17 protein-coding genes are annotated in these 16,952 nt (G+C 62.8%); 6 read left to right on the plus strand and 11 right to left on the minus strand.

Annotated elements, in window-relative coordinates; all coding sequences use genetic code 11:
• The first annotated feature begins 43 nt into the window (after nt 1-43).
• Both HH800_RS23150 and HH800_RS23155 read left to right on the plus strand, forming a co-directional pair.
• Nucleotides 44-823, plus strand: a complete 780-nt coding sequence (locus tag HH800_RS23150; protein WP_169862651.1) for an SDR family NAD(P)-dependent oxidoreductase — start codon at nt 44-46, stop codon at nt 821-823.
• A gap of 65 nt (nt 824-888) precedes the next feature.
• On the plus strand, nt 889-1,401 hold the full coding sequence (locus HH800_RS23155) for a hypothetical protein (RefSeq protein WP_169862652.1): 513 nt from the start codon (nt 889-891) through the stop codon (nt 1,399-1,401).
• On the opposite strand, the gene HH800_RS23160 is transcribed toward HH800_RS23155, so the two are convergent.
• Complete coding sequence (locus HH800_RS23160) at nt 1,356-2,540, minus strand: aminotransferase (protein WP_169862654.1); 1,185 nt, start codon at nt 2,538-2,540, stop codon at nt 1,356-1,358. The genes HH800_RS23155 and HH800_RS23160 overlap by 46 nt on opposite strands.
• A gap of 169 nt (nt 2,541-2,709) precedes the next feature.
• Between HH800_RS23160 and HH800_RS23165 the strand changes: the two genes are divergently transcribed.
• Nucleotides 2,710-3,486 carry a carbonic anhydrase gene (locus HH800_RS23165; protein ID WP_169862656.1) on the plus strand — a complete coding sequence of 259 codons (777 nt, stop codon included), beginning with the start codon at nt 2,710-2,712 and terminating at the stop codon, nt 3,484-3,486.
• 4 nt (nt 3,487-3,490) lie between these two features.
• Here the strand turns inward: HH800_RS23165 and HH800_RS23170 are convergent, their stop codons facing one another.
• Nucleotides 3,491-4,948 carry an amidohydrolase family protein gene (locus HH800_RS23170; RefSeq protein WP_169862658.1) on the minus strand — a complete coding sequence of 486 codons (1,458 nt, stop codon included), beginning with the start codon at nt 4,946-4,948 and terminating at the stop codon, nt 3,491-3,493.
• A gap of 102 nt (nt 4,949-5,050) precedes the next feature.
• On the opposite strand from HH800_RS23170, the gene HH800_RS23175 reads away from it, so the two are divergent.
• Complete coding sequence (locus tag HH800_RS23175) at nt 5,051-5,887, plus strand: LysR family transcriptional regulator (protein WP_169862660.1); 837 nt, start codon at nt 5,051-5,053, stop codon at nt 5,885-5,887.
• Nucleotides 5,888-6,365: 478 nt separating this feature from the next.
• Here the strand turns inward: HH800_RS23175 and HH800_RS23180 are convergent, their stop codons facing one another.
• From HH800_RS23180 to HH800_RS23220, 9 genes are all read right to left on the minus strand, one after another.
• A complete protein-coding gene (locus HH800_RS23180; protein ID WP_169862662.1) occupies nt 6,366-7,598 on the minus strand; it encodes a type II toxin-antitoxin system HipA family toxin in 1,233 nt (410 codons plus the stop codon).
• Nucleotides 7,598-7,975, minus strand: a complete 378-nt coding sequence (locus HH800_RS23185) for a helix-turn-helix domain-containing protein (RefSeq protein ID WP_169862664.1) — start codon at nt 7,973-7,975, stop codon at nt 7,598-7,600. Before HH800_RS23185 ends, HH800_RS23180 begins: the two co-directional genes overlap by 1 nt.
• Nucleotides 7,976-8,158: 183 nt before the next feature.
• A complete protein-coding gene (locus HH800_RS23190; RefSeq protein ID WP_169862666.1) occupies nt 8,159-9,427 on the minus strand; it encodes a three-Cys-motif partner protein TcmP in 1,269 nt (422 codons plus the stop codon).
• 26 nt (nt 9,428-9,453) lie between these two features.
• Nucleotides 9,454-10,257, minus strand: a complete 804-nt coding sequence (locus tag HH800_RS23195; RefSeq protein WP_235681948.1) for a DUF5131 family protein — start codon at nt 10,255-10,257, stop codon at nt 9,454-9,456.
• A 15-nt stretch (nt 10,258-10,272) separates the two neighbouring features.
• The gene (locus HH800_RS23200) at nt 10,273-10,884 is read right to left on the minus strand and encodes a DUF6088 family protein (protein ID WP_169862668.1); all 612 of its coding nucleotides are present in this window, start codon (nt 10,882-10,884) and stop codon (nt 10,273-10,275) included.
• 300 nt (nt 10,885-11,184) lie between these two features.
• Complete coding sequence (locus HH800_RS23205; RefSeq protein WP_065846910.1) at nt 11,185-13,488, minus strand: nitric-oxide reductase large subunit; 2,304 nt, start codon at nt 13,486-13,488, stop codon at nt 11,185-11,187.
• Between the two features lie 18 nt (nt 13,489-13,506).
• Nucleotides 13,507-13,971, minus strand: coding sequence for a membrane protein (locus HH800_RS23210; protein WP_010335700.1), 465 nt, complete (start codon nt 13,969-13,971; stop codon nt 13,507-13,509).
• Nucleotides 13,964-14,257 carry a DUF1971 domain-containing protein gene (locus HH800_RS23215; protein WP_010335699.1) on the minus strand — a complete coding sequence of 98 codons (294 nt, stop codon included), beginning with the start codon at nt 14,255-14,257 and terminating at the stop codon, nt 13,964-13,966. The genes HH800_RS23210 and HH800_RS23215 overlap by 8 nt, the downstream gene beginning before the upstream one ends.
• Entirely contained in the window at nt 14,254-14,667 is a 414-nt protein-coding gene (locus HH800_RS23220) for a group III truncated hemoglobin (RefSeq protein ID WP_419248216.1), read from the minus strand. The genes HH800_RS23215 and HH800_RS23220 overlap by 4 nt, the downstream gene beginning before the upstream one ends.
• A 125-nt stretch (nt 14,668-14,792) precedes the next feature.
• Between HH800_RS23220 and HH800_RS23225 the strand changes: the two genes are divergently transcribed.
• The gene (locus HH800_RS23225) at nt 14,793-15,242 is read left to right on the plus strand and encodes an RrF2 family transcriptional regulator (protein ID WP_065846908.1); all 450 of its coding nucleotides are present in this window, start codon (nt 14,793-14,795) and stop codon (nt 15,240-15,242) included.
• A gap of 166 nt (nt 15,243-15,408) precedes the next feature.
• Nucleotides 15,409-16,830 carry an IS1182 family transposase gene (locus tag HH800_RS23230; RefSeq protein ID WP_169862671.1) on the plus strand — a complete coding sequence of 474 codons (1,422 nt, stop codon included), beginning with the start codon at nt 15,409-15,411 and terminating at the stop codon, nt 16,828-16,830.
• Nucleotides 16,831-16,952: the final 122 nt, after the last annotated feature.

Raw genomic sequence — 16,952 nt, forward strand, 5'->3', positions numbered from 1 at the left:
GCCTTCTCGGACCGAACGGCGGGTGAAGGACAGGAGACATCCCATGACTCAAGACACCATCCTCATCACCGGCGCGTCGGACGGTATCGGCGCCGTCTATGCCGACCGCTTCGCCAGGCGCGGGGCCAATCTGATCCTTGTCGCCCGCCGCGCCGAGAAGCTGGAGGCGCTGGCCGCCCGCTTGCGCGCCGACAGCGGAGTCAGCGTCGAGGTGATCGCCGCCGATCTGGCCAAGGTCGATGATCTGGCCCGGGTCGAGGCGCGGCTGCGCGACGATGACGCGATCACCGGCCTCGTCAACAATGCCGGCATCGCCGGGGAGCAGGCCTTTGTCGAAACCGACCCGGCCTATCTCACCGGCCTCATCGACCTCAACATATTGGCGGTGACGCGGCTGTCCCGCGCCATTGCGCCGCGGCTGGCGGCGAAGGGCGCAGGCACGCTGATCAACATCACGTCGGTCACGGCGCTGATGCCGGACGGCTTCACCGCCGTCTATCCCGCGACCAAGGCCTATGTGCTGGCCTTTACCGAAGCGCTGCAGGTCGAATTGGGCGGCAAGGGCGTGAAGGTGCAGGCAGTGCTGCCCGGCATCACCCGCACCGCCATCTGGACGGCGGAACAGATCGCCGGCCTGCCGCCGCACATGGTGATGGATGTCGAGGTGATGGTCGACGCGGCGCTGGCCGGGCTCGACTTGGGCGAGGCGATCACCATCCCCGCCCTGCCGGACAATGCCGATCTCGATGCCTATCTCGCCGCGCGGGCCGCGCTTCGGCCCAACCTGTCGCTCAAGGATGCGGCGCCCCGCTACCGGGTGTGAACCACCCCCGTTCGGTTCGAGCTTGTCGAGAACCGAACGGGTTTTTGGAAACTAGGAGAAAAATCATGATCCTCGGTCTTTCCATTCCCGCCTTCATCGCCCTGCATGTCGCGATCAGCCTGATCGGCATCGCCAGCGGCCTTGTCGCCCTGCCGGCCATGGCAAAGGGGCATGTCCTGCCAAAAGTGCAGGGCCTGTTCCTGGTGACGACCCTGCTCACCAGCCTGACCGGCTTCCTCTTTCCCTTTCGCGGCTTCACCCCGGCGATCGGCGTCGGTATCCTCTCCACGCTGGTACTGATTATCGCCTTCGCCGCCTTTTACGGCCTTGGCCTGCGGGGCCGGGCGCGGGGCATTTATGCGGTGACCGCGACCATCGCTTTGTGGCTCAACCTGTTCGTGCTGGTCGTACAGGGTTTCCTCAAGGTGCCGGCGCTCAATCGGCTGGCGCCGACCGGCACGGAGCCGCCCTTCCTCGCCGCCCAAAGCCTTCTGCTGATCGTCATGCTGATTCTGGGCGCGGCGATCCTGCGTCAGCCAAGGCTCGCGCGGAAGGCGGCGAGCCGCTCGATCGCCTGATCCAGCGTCGCGTCCGACTTGGAGAAGCAGAGACGGACCAGATGGGTGACCGGATCGTCGGGGTAGAAGGCGGAGATCGGGATCGCCGCCACCCCGGCTTCGTCGATGATCCGGTTGCAGAAGGTCACATCGTCCATCGCGATGCCCGACGCGGGCAGGTCGATCGACAGGAACCAGGTGGCGCCGCTGGGCTGCACGACATAGCCTGCCCTGATGAGCCCCGCCGCCAGCCGATCGCGCGACGCCTGATAGGCGGTGCGCTGGTTGCCGAGCCAATCATCGGGCCAGCCCAGCCCCTGCGCCACCGCCCATTGCAGATTGGGCGGGGTGGTGAAGGTCAGGAACTGGTGGGCGCGGGCGAGCAGGGTGGCGATCGGCGGCGCGGCGCACATCCAGCCGACCTTCCAGCCGGTGACGGAAAAGACCTTGCCCGCCGACCCGATCTTGACCGTGCGCTCGCGCATGCCGGGAAAACCGATCAGCGGGCGATGCGGCAGCCCGTCATAGACGGTTTCCTCCCATACCTCGTCGCAGAGCGCGATCAGGTCATTGGTGGTGCAGAGGTCGGCCAGCAGCGCCAGTTCCGCCTCACGCAGCACGATGCCGGTCGGATTGACCGGATTGTTCATCAGCAGGATGCGGGTCCGGGGCGTGATCGCCGCCTCCAGCGCGTCGCGGGTGACGCGCCAGTCGGGCGGGGTCAGCTTCACCACCCTGGCCACGCCGCCGACCCGCTCGACCAGCGGCAGATAGGCGTCATAGAGCGGCGCCAGCATCAGCACCTCGTCTCCCGGTCGCACCAGCGCCAGCAGGCTGGCGGCGATCGCCTCGGTCGCGCCCGATGTGACGACGATTTCCTGCGGGCTGAGGTCCAGCCCCTGGCGCCGCGCATAATGATCGGCCAGCGCCGTTCGCAGTTCGATCAGGCCGGGCATCGGCGGATATTGGCTGGACCGGGTCAGCAGCGCGTCCGCCGCCGCCTGCAGCACTGCCTGCGGTCCCGGCCCCTCGGGAAAGCCTTGCCCCAGATTGATCGCACCGGTTTCCCGCGCGCGCGCCGACATATGCTCGAAGATGGTGGTCGGCATGTCGCGATAGACGGGATGGCCAAGTCGGGTGTCGGGCAAGCAGGGCTCCATCGGATCGTCGGCGGTGGTTTGATCTAGAGCCTGATCGTTTGAGGTGGAAGCGCCTTGCGCTTCTACCGATGACGTGAATTAGGCTCTGCTTCTTGATCCTGGTCTTTCCATTGCCCTGCGCAAACCGGTCCGGCATCATGATGCCTCCTCATCACAGGGAGACAGACCCATGTGTTCGGACGTCGATGGCATGCATGACCAGCCGCACGGGACGCAGGAGGAGGATGGCGCCGCGCCCTCCCGCCGCGCCTTTCTGACAGCGATGACGATGGCGGGCGGGGTGGCCATGGCCGCCCTGCCGTCCGTGCCCGCGATGGCGGCGCCCCCCGCCGACGGCCCGGATGCGTCGATGACGCCGGACGCCGCCCTGGCCGAGATCATGGCCGGCAATGCCCGTTTCGTCGCCGGCAAGCCGACCGCCCATCTGCAGGACCTGTCGATCATCAAGGCGCGCGCGGCCGAGGGCCAATGGCCCGTGGTCGGCGTCCTGTCATGCGCCGATTCGCGCGTGCCGGTGGAGATGGTGTTCGACGAATATATCGGCCGGCTGTTCGTCACCCGCATCGCCGGCAACATCACCACGCCGGAAATCGTCGCCAGCCTGGAATATGGCGTGGCGGTGCTGGGGCTGAAGGCGCTGGTCGTCATGGGCCACAGCAATTGCGGCGCGGTGAAGGCGGCGATCGACAATCCCGAGGTGCCGGGCCAGATCAGCGCGCTCTTCCCCGCGATCCTGCCCGCCCTCTATCTCGCCCGCAGCAAGGATGCGGCGATCGTCACCCGCACCAATGCGCTGGTGCAGGCGGCGACTCTGGTCAACGCCTCACCGGTGATCGAGGAGAAGGTGAAGGCGGGCGCGCTGAAGGTGGTCGCCGCCGTCTATGACGTGGCGACCGGCAAGGTCGACATGCTGCCGGTGCCGGCCGACATGCTGATGCGCGGCTGATCCGTCAGGGCCGGGTCGCTGCGTTCCAGGCGGCGACCTTCGCCTTCGTCTCTGCCAGCAGCGCGTCGAGCTTGGCCCGGTCCTGCAATGTGCCGCGCAGGATCACCGCGTCGATCGCCTTGGTGGCGTGGATATCCTCCAGCGGATTGGCGGTCAGCAGCACCATATCCGCCTGCTTGCCTTCCGCCACCGCGCCATAACGGTCGAGCAGGCCGAACCAGGCCGGGCCGGCGCGGGTGGCGCTGGCCAGCGCTTGGGCCGGGGTCAGGCCGCGATCGACATAGAGCGCCAGTTCCTGGTGCAGGGCAAAGCCGGAATAGTCGAAGCTGTTGAGGAAGCCCGCATCGGTGCCGGCCATGATCGTCACACCGGCCTGCTGCAACAGCGGCAGGATCGCGGCATTATGCTCGTAAATGGCGTGGCGCTGGGCGATCTGCTCGGGCGTCGCCTTGGCCGCGCGCTCGATCCGCCAGTCATAGGTCTTGCGCAGGCGCGGGCCGATATAGGCCAGTTCGGGATCGGCGCTGTGATCGTTCTGGTCGAGATAGGCGACGGTGCGCGAGATGCTGAGCGTGGGCGTCACGAACACGCCGCGCGCCGCCATGTCGCGATAGGCCGCCATGGCGGTGGCTTCGTCAAAGCCGGCATCCAGTTGCGCGCTGGCCTGTGCCCGGTCGATCCTGCCGGCGGCGAAATCGGCGGTGATCCGCGCCTCGTCCTTCACGCCCGCCTTGTGGGCATAGTCGATATGCTCGATCGAGTTGATCCCGGCGTCGATCGCCTGGCCGACGGTCAAGGCCATCGGGATATGGCCTGACGCACGCAGCCCGGCGCCGCGCGCCTGGCGCACGGCATAGAGGAACAGATCGGGCTTAAGGGTGCTGTCGGTGATCTTGACGAAATTGACGTTCAGTTCTTTCAGCTTGGCGATCGCCTGGTCGACATCGGCCTCCGACCCGGTTTCCAGCGCGCCCTTCCACACCGGCTTGATCCCCTCGATCTTGGGGCCGGAACTCAGCAGGGTCGGGCCAAACAGCCGCCCGTCGGCAATCTCGCCGCGCCAGCGCAGCACATCATAGGGCAGGTCGCCCGACGCATCGCGCACGGTGGTGATGCCGTTGGCGATATAGAGCGGCAGCAGCGCCTTATTCTCTTCGATCAGCTCCGGCCCGCCGCCGAAATGGACATGCATGTCCCACAGGCCGGGGATCAGATAGCGGCCCTTGGCCTCGACATTCTTGCCCGCGCGCCAGGCGGCGGCGATCGTGCCGTCGTCGCCGACCGCGACGATGCGGTCGCCCTTGGTCGCCACCGCCTGATCGGGGACTAGGCGGCCATGCTCGACATCGACCAGCGTCGCATGGCGGATCAGCAGGTCGGCGCGGGCCGGCGCGGCCTTCGCTGCGGTGGGCAGGGGCAACAGGGCAGTGGCGGCCAGCAGCGCGGCGAGAAGCGTCTTCATGAAAATCCCCGGTTCTTGTGCGGCGCGCAGGATAGGCAGGGGCTGCATCATCCACAAACAACATATATGAATAGCAATCATTCATGATCCAAATGGAATGCCATGCTCGATCCGCGCCTGCTCCGTGCCTTTGTCGCGATCGCCGACAGCGGCAGCTTCACCATTGCGGCGCAGCGGCTGCACATGACCCAGTCGACCATCAGCCAGCAGCTCGGCCGGCTGGAACAGGCGGTGGGGCATATGCTGGTCGATCGGGCGGCACGGCCGGTGCGGCCGACCGCGGCGGGCGAGCGGCTGTTGGGCCATGCCCGGCGCATCCTGTCGCTGCAGCAAGAGGCGGAAAGCCTGCTTGCCGATCCGGCCGGCAGCGCGTCGATCCGCATCGGCCTGCCCGACGACATAGCCAGTCGCGACATGATGCGGGTGTTCGCCCGCTTTTCCGAGCAATATCGGGCGGTGCGGCTGGACGTTACTACCGGGCTCAGCCGCGATCTCACGCGCCGATACCGCGCGGGCGAGTTTGACATCATCGCTGTCAAGGAACCGACGCCGAGCGCCGATTGCCGCGCCAGTTTCGCCGAGCCGATCGGCTGGCATGAAAGCGCGGACCGGCAGGGCGACTGGCCCGATCCCCTGCCGCTGGTCGCCTTTCCGGCGGGTGGCCTCTATCGCGACGCGATGTTCGACCGGATCGGACGGGAAAGGCGGCGCTGCCATGTGGCCTTCACCGGCAGCGACCTCACCAGCGTGCTGACCGCAGTGGAAGCGGGCATGGGCCTGTCGCTGGTGCCGATGCGCGCGGCGGCCGGACGGGCGGTGCGACCCTATGCGCCGTTCGGGGAAGAGGCCGCCATGCGCGTGTCGCTCTATGCCTGGGACGATGCCGGGCCGACGGCTGAACTGGTGGCGCAGATGGCGGCGGTTCTGGCGGAGCGGTAAGCGGCAAGGGCTGCGGCGGCTCGCGCCGCCGAGTAAATCGGATGACCGTCCCCCGGACGGTCAGTTGTTCCGATTTACTCCCACTCAATTATCGATCGCATAATCTAACCATTTGAAAAGAGAAGCAAAAAAATATTTTCAAAAACCGTTATACCGTCAGAACCGCCGACGCCAAGCTAGTGCTTATGAAAATATTGGGTTTTTTAGGCTCGATGGCCAGTCGCAAATTTCGCCATCTATCGCCGATGACGGTTGCCGGACCAAATTCGGGTCTGGGGCGGCGAAAGTGCTCGCAACAATCCCATCATACCGATCCGCAACCGAATTTTCCATCGGCATCGAAAGGTTCGGGCTTTGACACCTCTCCATATTGCGTCTCAGAAGCATAGTGCCGCTTCGATACCGATCGTCGGCGGACATCTTCCAAACCAAACTCATCATATCTGACACGTTATCAGTCGCTATCGGTCAAATTTGATTATGCGGCCATCGCAATTTCAGTTTCGGCATTTGCGAAGGCTGGCTCATAGTCACGCGCCAGCGCACCTGACACGCCGACCTGACGCAGAGCCTCGCGCCATCCTTCCGATATGCGGCGAACCGTGTCGCGAACCATCCGTCTTGCCTCCTCGGGAGGAAGTTCGAAAAACTCACAAGCCTCGAGTGCAAGCGATATGGAGCGGTCGTGCGCACCGCCCTCCAAAATCGCCGTCTCAAGATGGGGATTTCGATCTGGAGCTGGGTTCACGTCGAACACCGGAGATAACCGCCATTGCCCGCCTCCCACATAGAGGAAGCCGTGGTTTTTCAGGTGGTCATCCTTGTTGGATACAAGGATCGTGAAAATTAGGCGCAGGAAAAGCTCGCGGAAATCGGCTTTGGGATCGGCGCCATAGGCCCGGATAAAATCGACGATCTCGGTATAAGAGCCCAGCTCCGTCCCGGTCTTCCCAAGGGCCGTGCGCGCCGAGATATAGGGAATCCGGGAACTGCCTCGCCGGTCGAACCGCTGGATCAGCGCGACCGGAAAGGGAGTGTCGGCGAGTTCAAGCCTGGCCGTAGGCGTGCGAATGCCGCAAGCTTGGGCTAGCCGAAGCGTCGCGACCTCGACCCGTTCGATCGGCTGCTGATCGTGAACCGAGGTGAATTTGGCCAACCAGAGCGTATCGCCGTCCTGGACATTGGCCTTGGGCCGGGCGCCGCCTGAACCGCCCGCGCCCGCCAATGCCTGCATCTCTTCGGCAGAGATCTCCTTACCCTGCTCATAGGCGCGGGCAATGGCCGTTATCGCTTCCAGCTCGACGAGGCGGGGCACGGCGTCACCCGCTTTACCGCGGATGATCTCTCCATCGTCGCCTTGAAATCGCAGTGCGCCCTGACGACAGGCGTCGTCGGACAGCGTCAGATACTCAAACTCGCTCAGACCATTGCCATAGGCACGTTCGAGAAGGCGCCGTCCCCAACTGTCCGGCGCGGCATCGGCGAAGACGCCCGCCAGTGCATCACGCATGTTCCCTGGCTGCCCCGACGTATGAAAAGGGCCGCCTTCTAGGGGAAGATCCGGCTGCACGGCAAAGGCGCGGGGATTTTCTATCCAGGCAGCGTCATAGGCAAAGGTCGAGAACTGCCGCGGCCCCGCTGCTGTGAAACGCAGCTGACCGACGGGCGCACGACTGTCGCCAAGAACAACCTGGGCAACGAACTCCGCCATCAGAACGACGCTCCGTCAGGATCGACCACGTCATCGAGCGCGCGCGTCGGCTCCGACTTGGCCTTTTGCTTTCTGACCCTGGTCGCGAAAGACTTGCCTCGTTGCGGCAGGCGCTCGCTAGAAAGCGCAAGCCCCAGATCATCCTTGCGGACATCGATCAGATCGGCCAGCCGTTCGACAAGCCCAAGAACGACCAGCACATCCGCAAGCGTCCCAATAGCAACGCCAGGGTCGCCCTTTTCGAGCCGCGCGATAGAACTGGCCGATGTTCCGGAGCGCAGGGCCAGGTCCGCAACCGCAATACTGCGCCGTAGCCGCGCATTTCGAATGTCCTGGCCAAGCCTTTCGAGGGCTGGTCTGACCTTTGGAGAGCCCATGACAATGCCCCATATCTGATAAATTACGGAGTAATGTTTGTCATATTTGATGAGTTATGTCAAGGATGCGGTGGCCGCGTGGACGCCGAATAACCGGAAACAGGCCTCACTCTTCGCCCAGTAGGAGGCAAAATCTGACTCGTGCCTGGCCAACCTCGGCTGGCCTCAGGATGATGGCGAGGACTATTCCTTCCGCCCCTGCGGGCTTTTTCCGGCATCCAAAAACATCGGAAAGAAGCTGCGCTGGGTCTTCACCTTGATGATGTCATTGACGCCGATCGTATTCGCTTTGCGTCTCTCGCCACCGGCTGGCGTGATCACCTCAAGATCGGGGTTCTCGATGATCGCGGCATGGACGTCATCGGCATGCGCCGGCGTGACGTTGTAGATGCTCTCATAGAACTCCATCACCGACATGGCATCGCCAGCTTCAGTCACGAGACGGGGGACGTCATCAAGAAGCTGGGTCTTGGCCGAGGCACGGCCATTGTCATCGAAGAGATAGAGCATCCCCTCATCATGGCGCGGGTCATAGGACAACATGTTGAGGCCCGATCGGCCGAAATGAGCCTGAAGGCTGGCATTGTCGTGGAGGATATTGTTGTAGACTTGCCGTGCCCGATAAGCGTTGGCGAAGTGGATCAACCAATAGCGCCAACCGCCAGGGTTGTTGATCGAGAACGGACTCACATAGGGCGCGCAAAGCCGGAAAGCGTCGAAGACGATCTTCTCTGCGGTTCCGAGCCAATCCTTCTGGCTCATCAACCCGTCCAGTGCCTGGACATCGCCGCTGGCGAGACCGAGATGATCGAGTTGCGCACGCAGGCGCTCCGGCTGGTCTTTCTGGAGGAACGCCAGCAAGGAACTGATGACGAAGGTGTAGAAGATCTCGGCCGCAGGATACGAGTGCATGATGTCGAGAATCGTATTCCGCTCGACATGGCTGTGGCCGCACTGATCCAGGTTGAAGATCACGCTGCGATAGCGTCCTTGCTCCAGGAAGCGCTTGATCTTGGGATAAGCGGTTTCGAAAAACTCGTTGAGATACTCGACGCGCAGATGGAGCTTCGGGCAGGTCGCGACGATGTCGGCCTGGAGCGGCGCCACATGCGTTTTTAGAAGTTCGATCGCATCACGGCTGGCATCGTTGAAGACCAGCAGGCACTCGACCTCGATCGCGTTCAAGCCCTGTGCCGCGCGATGCGTGTTCACGGCCTCGGTGGCTCGCTTCAACTCTTCGATGAAGATCAACGGAGAACCCGATGTCCCGCACTGGTAGCGGCCGCCCCCGGCGAAGCCATCGACAATGGCCAGCCGAAAACGTTCCTGCTGCGGCAGCTTGCAGCGAACGGTCAGGTAATCGAAGACATATTCACGGAGAATCTTGTGTTTGCGCCGCGAATGCTCCTCAAGCTTTGCGCCGTCAGCCCACTCGTATCGCTTCTCAACCATAGCATCCCCCCAAGCCTATCTGACGATCACGCGGACGCTTGCGCCGCCGTGGGCATTTCATCCCAGGTCTGACCGCGATATTCGCGGCCGTTCGCCTTTTTCGATCGCTTCTTGTTGTCTTTGCCCCAGGTCCCCCACTGCTTGAAGAAGAAGGCTGTGCCAGCCGACAGGCACTGGATATAAATCTCGTCGATCCATTCCTCCCGGATGGGACGGGCGGACTTCCCGCTTTCCCCGCCCACGATAGCCCAATGGATGCCGCGCAGGTCGACGGTCCCCACAGACCCGATCAAAGGTTCGAACGATATGAAACGGATCGCGGCCGGCGCAGCACGAAGGGCATCGATCCGGTCCACCACGTCCCCGTCTTCGATACTCGTGCCGAGCCAGACGTTCGGCAGCACCTCTCCGATCTTGGTGGCGACCAGTTCCGCCATGCGCTCAGGCCGTTTCGTCAGGATCTGATAATTATGGCGTGGCGTCTCACGCATCACCTTCCAGACATCGAGAATGAAGGCGTCCGTGACCTGCTCGTGAAACAGGTCGCTCATCGAATTGACGAAAATCTTGCGCGACTTGCGCCAGCCATAAGGAATCGCAAGCGCATCCCGGTCCTCACGCACAACGCCGTTCCAGACCGTCCTCTGCCCGCTCTTGCGGGTCAGACCGGCATATTTCTGGATGTGCATGGCCTCAAGGCGCTTAGCCATCTCCATGGCATAGCAATGGGTGCAGCCGGCGGTGATGATCGAGCAGCCGGCAACGGGGTTCCATGTGGCGTCAGTCCATTCGATTTGGGTTTCAGCCATTGCGCCCTCCCGAGCGGTCATTGATCTGCTTTGGTATCATTTCGTCATTTCTCTGGTTTCATACGCGACCTTGCCCACGCTCCTGGCAAGCCAGGTAGGCAGCTGCGGCGCAGCGGCGACCAGTTCGCCAAACACGCCGGGCGGCATCTTGCGCTTCAACGCCGTGAGCGCGGCTTCAGCCTTATCAGGGCCGAGCCAGGCCAGCGCCCTCACAACCTCCCCCGCCGGACGGTTGGCCAGGGCCAATTGCCAGCGCGGGGCATGCCGCAATTCCACGACCTGCTTGCCGAGATTCATCTTCCGGCTGCGCCCAGAGGTCAGATAGACCGAACGAACCGGCACCTGCGTTGTCAGGCCAAGCGCGTTTGCGGCCGCCGCACCGTTCGAGACAATGGTCTCGCCACGCTGGCTGGCAAGGGCCTCCACGGCCTGTTCCACCGACGGCGCTCGCGTCCCAAACCGACTGACGACGGGGCGGAGATAGACACCGCGCCCAGCCCGGATGAGTTGTTCGCGCTCGGCCAGACGCGACAAGGCTTGGTCCACCGCTGCGCGATTGCCGAGATGGAGCAGCCCCTTAGCGGACACAGAAGCGCCCTCGGGCAAACCCGCCATATGCGACAGAATCTGTTCGGTCAGCCGTGTCATCGTCATTCTTCTGTCAGTAATATACGCAGTTTTCTGACAGTTTTCAAGGAAACACATCCGGGACGGAAAGCTGGGACAAAGGGGGAAAGCCTTCCCCTGCGGTCGAGCCTTGGGTCTCGCCCGACCGCTTCTGCGGGGATATCCCCCAGGCTGTGCTAAAACCCACGGATCAGGCAAGCCTGTCCGGCGATCCTGAAGCCGTTTCACGGACAAATGGTGTTGGCCGGGAGCGACCAACGCCCGAAATTAGCCGGCCGTCCGTTGAAAACCGGGGTACAGCCGGGAAGCGGAGTGGCGGATCTAAAGCGCCGGCTTTGGAATGGCCGCCGTTTCTGGAGTCGGCTTCCTGCCGTGCATGAACGCCTGAACCATGAACCATGCGAACGCAAAGACACCGAATGCGAACACGATGTCGCCGGGCACCCTTGCCCAGACCAGCGCCTGCATGATCGGGCTATGGATAAACTCCGCCGAGCGCGCATAGGCATAGCCGTGCTCGATGCTGGCGTAGGTCTGCAGGATGCCCTGCGGGAGCAGCGACAGGAACGTCATCATGCCAAGGCCGATATTGAGCGACCAGAAGGAAATCCTGATCCATTTCTGGTTCCACCGCGTGACGTCGGTCAGTCCACGCATGCAATAGAGCGTCAGGCCAAGGCCGAGCATGCCATAGACGCCGAACAGCGCGGCGTGGCCATGGTTGGCCGTCGTGTTCAGCCCCTGCATATAATAGAGCGCGATCGGCGGGTTGATGAGGAAGCCGAACAGCCCGGCGCCGACCAGATTCCAGAACAGGACGGCGGCGAAAAACATGAACGGCCAGTGGTAGATTCGTTCCCACTCGGCCTCATGCTCGACCTTGTGGCGCGTATAGGCCTCGAAGCCGACCACCAGCAACGGCACCACTTCCAGCGCCGAGATCATCGCGCCGACCGCAATCACCGACGTCGGCGTCCCACTGAAATACAGGTGATGGAAGGTCCCGAGCACCCCGCCGAACAGGAAGATGATCGTCGCGAACAGCACCATCACGGTGGCGGTGGAGGTTCGCAGGATCCCCATCTGCACGAACAGCAGCGAGATGATGGCGGTCGCGAAGACCTCGAAAATGCCTTCCACCCACAGGTGCACAACCCACCAGCGCCAATATTCCATGATGGCGATGTTCGTATGCTGGCCCCACATCAGCCCGGCGCCATACAGCAGCCCGATGGCGAGCGCCGACACCAGCACGAGATAGATGAGAGACTTGCCGCCCTCCCGGCGCAGCACGGGCCGGAGTGCGCGCACCACCAATGCCACCCACAGGAACAGGCCGATCAGGAGGTAGATCTGCCAGAAACGGCCTAGGTCGACATACTCATAGCCCTGGTGCCCGAACCAGAAATTCGCCGTCAGGTTGGTGAAGAAGCGATGGACCGCCGCCCATTGCCCGGCGAACGAGCCGATGACGATGACCAGAAGGCTGACGAACAGAAAGTTGACGCCGAGCCGCTGGAATTTGGGGTCGCGTCCCCCGAGCATCGGCGCGACATAGAGCCCGGTCGCCAGCCACGCCGTGGCGATCCACAGCACCGCGAGCTGCGTGTGCCATGTGCGGGTGATCGTGTAGGGAAGATATTCGGCGAAGGGCAGGCCGTAGAGCCCTTGCCCCTCGACCGCATAATGGGCGGTGACGATGCCGAGCAGCACCTGCGTCACGAAGAGCGCGCAGACGACCCAGAAATATTTCGCCGTGGCCCGCATCGACGGCGTGATGACCGCCTGCCCCAGTAGGTCGGAGGTCGCCATGCCATCCTCGGGCAGGATGTCGCCGCGCCAGACGTCAAACTGCTTGGCATAATAAGCGATCAGCGCCCCGGCTGCGGCAAGCAGCAGGATGACAGACGCAAGGCTCCACAACAATGTACCGGTGGTCGGGCTGTTGCCCACCAGGGGTTCGTGCGGCCAGTTGCTGGTATAGGTAATGGTCTGGCCCGGACGGTTCGTGGTCGCGCCCCATGCCGTCCAGAAATAAAAGGCGGCAAGCTGCCGGGCTTCCGCTTCCGACAGCTCGCCATAGACCGGAAAGGCATAGTCGCGGCGGAGCTGGAGCGAGGCGGGGTCGCCGCCATCGTACAGGCTGACGAAGTGCTGCTGCACCTGCCTGATCGCGCGCGCGCGCGCGTCGCTGACCGTTATGACGCCGGATGCGGGGTCATAGGTGTTCCTGCGCATTTCCTCCTGCAGCGCGGCCTTTCGCATCGCCTCCGCTTGCGTCGCGGATACCCCCTCAGGTACCGGCGAAGTCGATAGGGCGAGCAATGCCTCCGCCTCCCGGTGCAGCCAATCGGCGCTCCAGTCGGGCGCCAGATAGCTGCCATGGCCCCAGATCGAGCCCTGTTGCATGCCGCCGATCGACTGCCAGATATTCTGCCCGGCCTCGATGTCGGAGCGCGTGAACAAGGTTTCGCCTGAGGCCGATTTCACCGCTTCGGGAATGGGCGGCGCCTGCTGGTAGATCTGCTGACCGAGCAGCAGCAGGATGCCGAACATGACCACCATGCCGACCGACAGGATGATCCAGAGCCGATTGATGCTGAATGTCGTTTGATAGCTCTTCATGCCCCAAATCCCCTCCGGTCAGAACAGTCCGTGGCTGCCGCCTACCGCGCCGAAAATTGTTATGACGCTGACAACAAGTAATAACTGATGCAGCCGTATCATTCGAGCGAAATCCGCCTCTGGTGACTGTGTATTGGCGAGGCGGCGATGAAGATGCAACGGCTCGATCACGAACAACATCAGCGCAAACACGGTCCAGAGTGCGACCATCAGGTGCATCCACCAGAACCGGGCGTCGAGGAAGCGGCTCCACAAATCGGCGCGCGCCACCAGCCACAGGCCGCTTGCGCCGGCAAGCAACACCCACAGGCGCGCCTGCCAGGCAAAGCGCGCCTCCATCTGCTGAAAACGGCGCAGGCGGTCCTGAGGCAGTTCCGTTGTCCTCAGCGTCGGCATCAGCACCCGGGTGACGAAGCCGACGCCGCCTATCCAGAACAGGACCGCGATGACATGCACCGCGCGAGCAAGGGCGAAGTCATCCACGGCCGGCGTCTTCGCCAAGGAACGGGCGTTCCCGGTAGAACTCGACCTGCATCGTCATGGGGCCGAGCGGAACGACATGATGGGTTGCTTGCGGCGGGATGATCGCGGGCCTGTCGGGCGTCACAAGCTGCTCGCTCGGCGGATCGACGAAAATGAGCCGCACTTCGCCGTCCAGCACCCGCAGCAATCCCCAGGTGCCCGCCTTGGTGCGATGATCGTTGCGTAGGGCATCAGGCAGGCTTTGCTCATCGAAGATCGGCGAGGCGCCATAGGGGGCGGGCGTCATGACGAGGCCCTCGCGGAAATGGCCGCCAGGCCGCCGCGGTCGATCTTGATGCCGGTCAGCAAGCTCTCGCCAATGCGCAGTGCCGCTTCGCGAAACCGATCCGCGACCGCGGCGTTCTGCGCGATCCGGTCAAGCGTCTGGTTCCAGAGCGACTGCCAGCGCGCGAAATGCGCCTCATCGAGCCCGCCGATCGCGATGTGCTTGCGCATCGGATTGCCGCTGAAGCGCCCGGATTCGAGCATGACCGAGGCCCAGAAATCCTTCATCCGCGCCAGATGATGCGGCCAGTCGCCGATCCGTTCCGCAAAGATCGGGCCGAGCATGTCGTCCTGGCGGACGGTGCTGTAGAACCGCTCCACGAGTTGCGAGATGAAAGCATCATCGATTCCGCAGGCGAGCGCGTCCGCCATCTTGCGCGCCCGCGCCTGCTCGGCATGGTTCGACGTCATTGCCTGCCTCGACTCGATTAAGATGTATTCCTATGCATGGTTTACGCGCGTTGGCGGATAAAACCAATATATGATATGCATCTTTTATGAGATTGTCCGTCCAGACCGACTATGCCCTTCGCACACTGATGTTCCTGGCCGTGAAGGACGGCCATCATTCGATCGCCGAGATCGCACACGCTTATGGCATCTCGAAGAACCATCTGATGAAGGTGGCGCAGCGACTGGCTGCGGAAGGATTTGTCGAGGGCGTGCGCGGTCGGAGCGGCGGCCTCAAGCTGGCGCGGCCCGCCAATGCCCTGAACGTTGGTTCGATCATGCGCGCCATGGAAGACACCGGGACCTTCGTGGAATGCTTCGACGCGGCGACCAACAGCTGCGTCGTGACGCCCGCATGCGGCTTGCGCCATGCCTTGGCAGGCGCGCTGGAAGCTTTCGCGCGACACCTCGATCAGTTCACCATCGCCGATCTCGTACCGGATTCCAAAAGCTACGGGTGGCAGCTCGATGCGCAAGCGGCCACTGCTTCGACGTAACGGAGAACCCGGCGATTCTGACCTCATCCTTCTCGGAAGCCCGCAACATCTGTAATGAGTTATTACGCCACCTAGCGCAGATGTTCAAAGCCAAGAACAAGCTTTTACTCATGAACCTGTCAGTGTAGAATCCAATTATCTTCCCATCCTCCACGCCGGGGTGTGCATGAGTTTTATTGAGGGACTCGCACGAGACCAGGTCAGCCTGCTTCCTCCTTGTGTTGATGACTATGTTTCCCCGGACGCATTGGTCCGAGTCGTCGATGCTTTTGTTACCAGCTTGAACTTGGCAGAGCTTGGCTTCGGTCGTGCTATCGCTGCGGTCACCGGCCGCCCTGGATACCATCCAGGCGATATGCTCCGGCTGTACATCTGGGGCTACCTCAACCAGGTACGGTCCTCACGCCAATTGGAACGAGCGTGTGTCCGCGACCTCGAAGCGCTTTGGCTAATGCGCCGGCTCGCCCCGGATTACCGAACGATCGCCTCCTTTCGTCATGACAATCCGGAAGCCATTGTCGGCGCCAGCGCTGCATTCATCCAGTTCTGCCGCGAAACCGGCTTGATCAGCGGTCGATTGGTCGCGCTGGACGGGACGAAGATGCGCGCGGTCGCGAGCCCAAAGAACATCGCTGGCGCCGACCGGCTGGCCCGTGACGTTGCGCACACCGAAAAGGAGATCGCCTACTACCTTGAACGGCTCGACATCATAGATGAGGCAGTGGCCCAGGGGTTCGACGATCAGCCCAAACATCGGGAGGCGTTCACCACTGCGATCGAGACCCTCGGGCGCCGCAAGGACAGGCTCGTGCGCCGGCAGGACATCCTGAAGGATCGCGACGAGACGGCTTTGGTCTTTGGCGAGTCCGACGCGCGGCCGATGGGCTATGGACGTTCTCCCAAGACACCCTGCTACAACATGCAAAGCGTGGTCGATGTAGATAGCGGCCTGATCATACATCACGACGTGACCAACGAGGCAAACGACAGCCAGCTCCTGCATCCAATGTCGATGGCGACGATGGAGGTGCTTGAGGTTAACGAGCTCAAAGTCCTGGCCGACGGCGGTTACTCCAACGCCCAGGCGGTCGCGCAATGCGAGCGCGACCATATTGAGGTCGCGGCGCCGATCAAACGCGGCGCCATGAGCACCGATTTTTTCCGGCCAGCGCAGTTCGTGTATGATGAGGGGACCGACACAATCCGGTGCCCCGCCGGCAAGACGTTGAGACCATCCGGCAAACATACCCGCAACCGTGCGATCCGATATAGAACGTCCGCATGCAAAGACTGTCGGCTGAAGAGCCGATGCACGTGGGGCGCCCAACGGACCATCCATCGGTTGTTCGACCAGGCGGCGCTGGATCGTATGGAGGCCAGAATCTACGCGGATCCGAGCTTGATGGTGACCCGCCGATGTACTGTAGAGCACCCCTTCGGCACGATTAAACGGATGTCCGGCGGCGGAAGGTTCCTCACGCGAGGTCTCAGAGCGGTAAAGGCCGAAGCGGCTCTCTCGATTGTCGCCTTCAACATCCTCCATGCAGTAAATGCCTTCGGTGTCGAGCGACTGACGCCAGCGGGGTGAGACGCGCGTCGCGGTGCTGGTGGCGGCGGATTAGACGAATGAGTTTTTGCACAGCCTGCCCCGCAACGCCCCCCATAGAGTGAGAGTGCGGACGGGTTTCCCGTGACGGGTTGAGGGCTGGA

Origin of the sequence: Sphingobium yanoikuyae, assembly GCF_013001025.1 — a bacterium.
Lineage (GTDB): Bacteria > Pseudomonadota > Alphaproteobacteria > Sphingomonadales > Sphingomonadaceae > Sphingobium > Sphingobium yanoikuyae_A.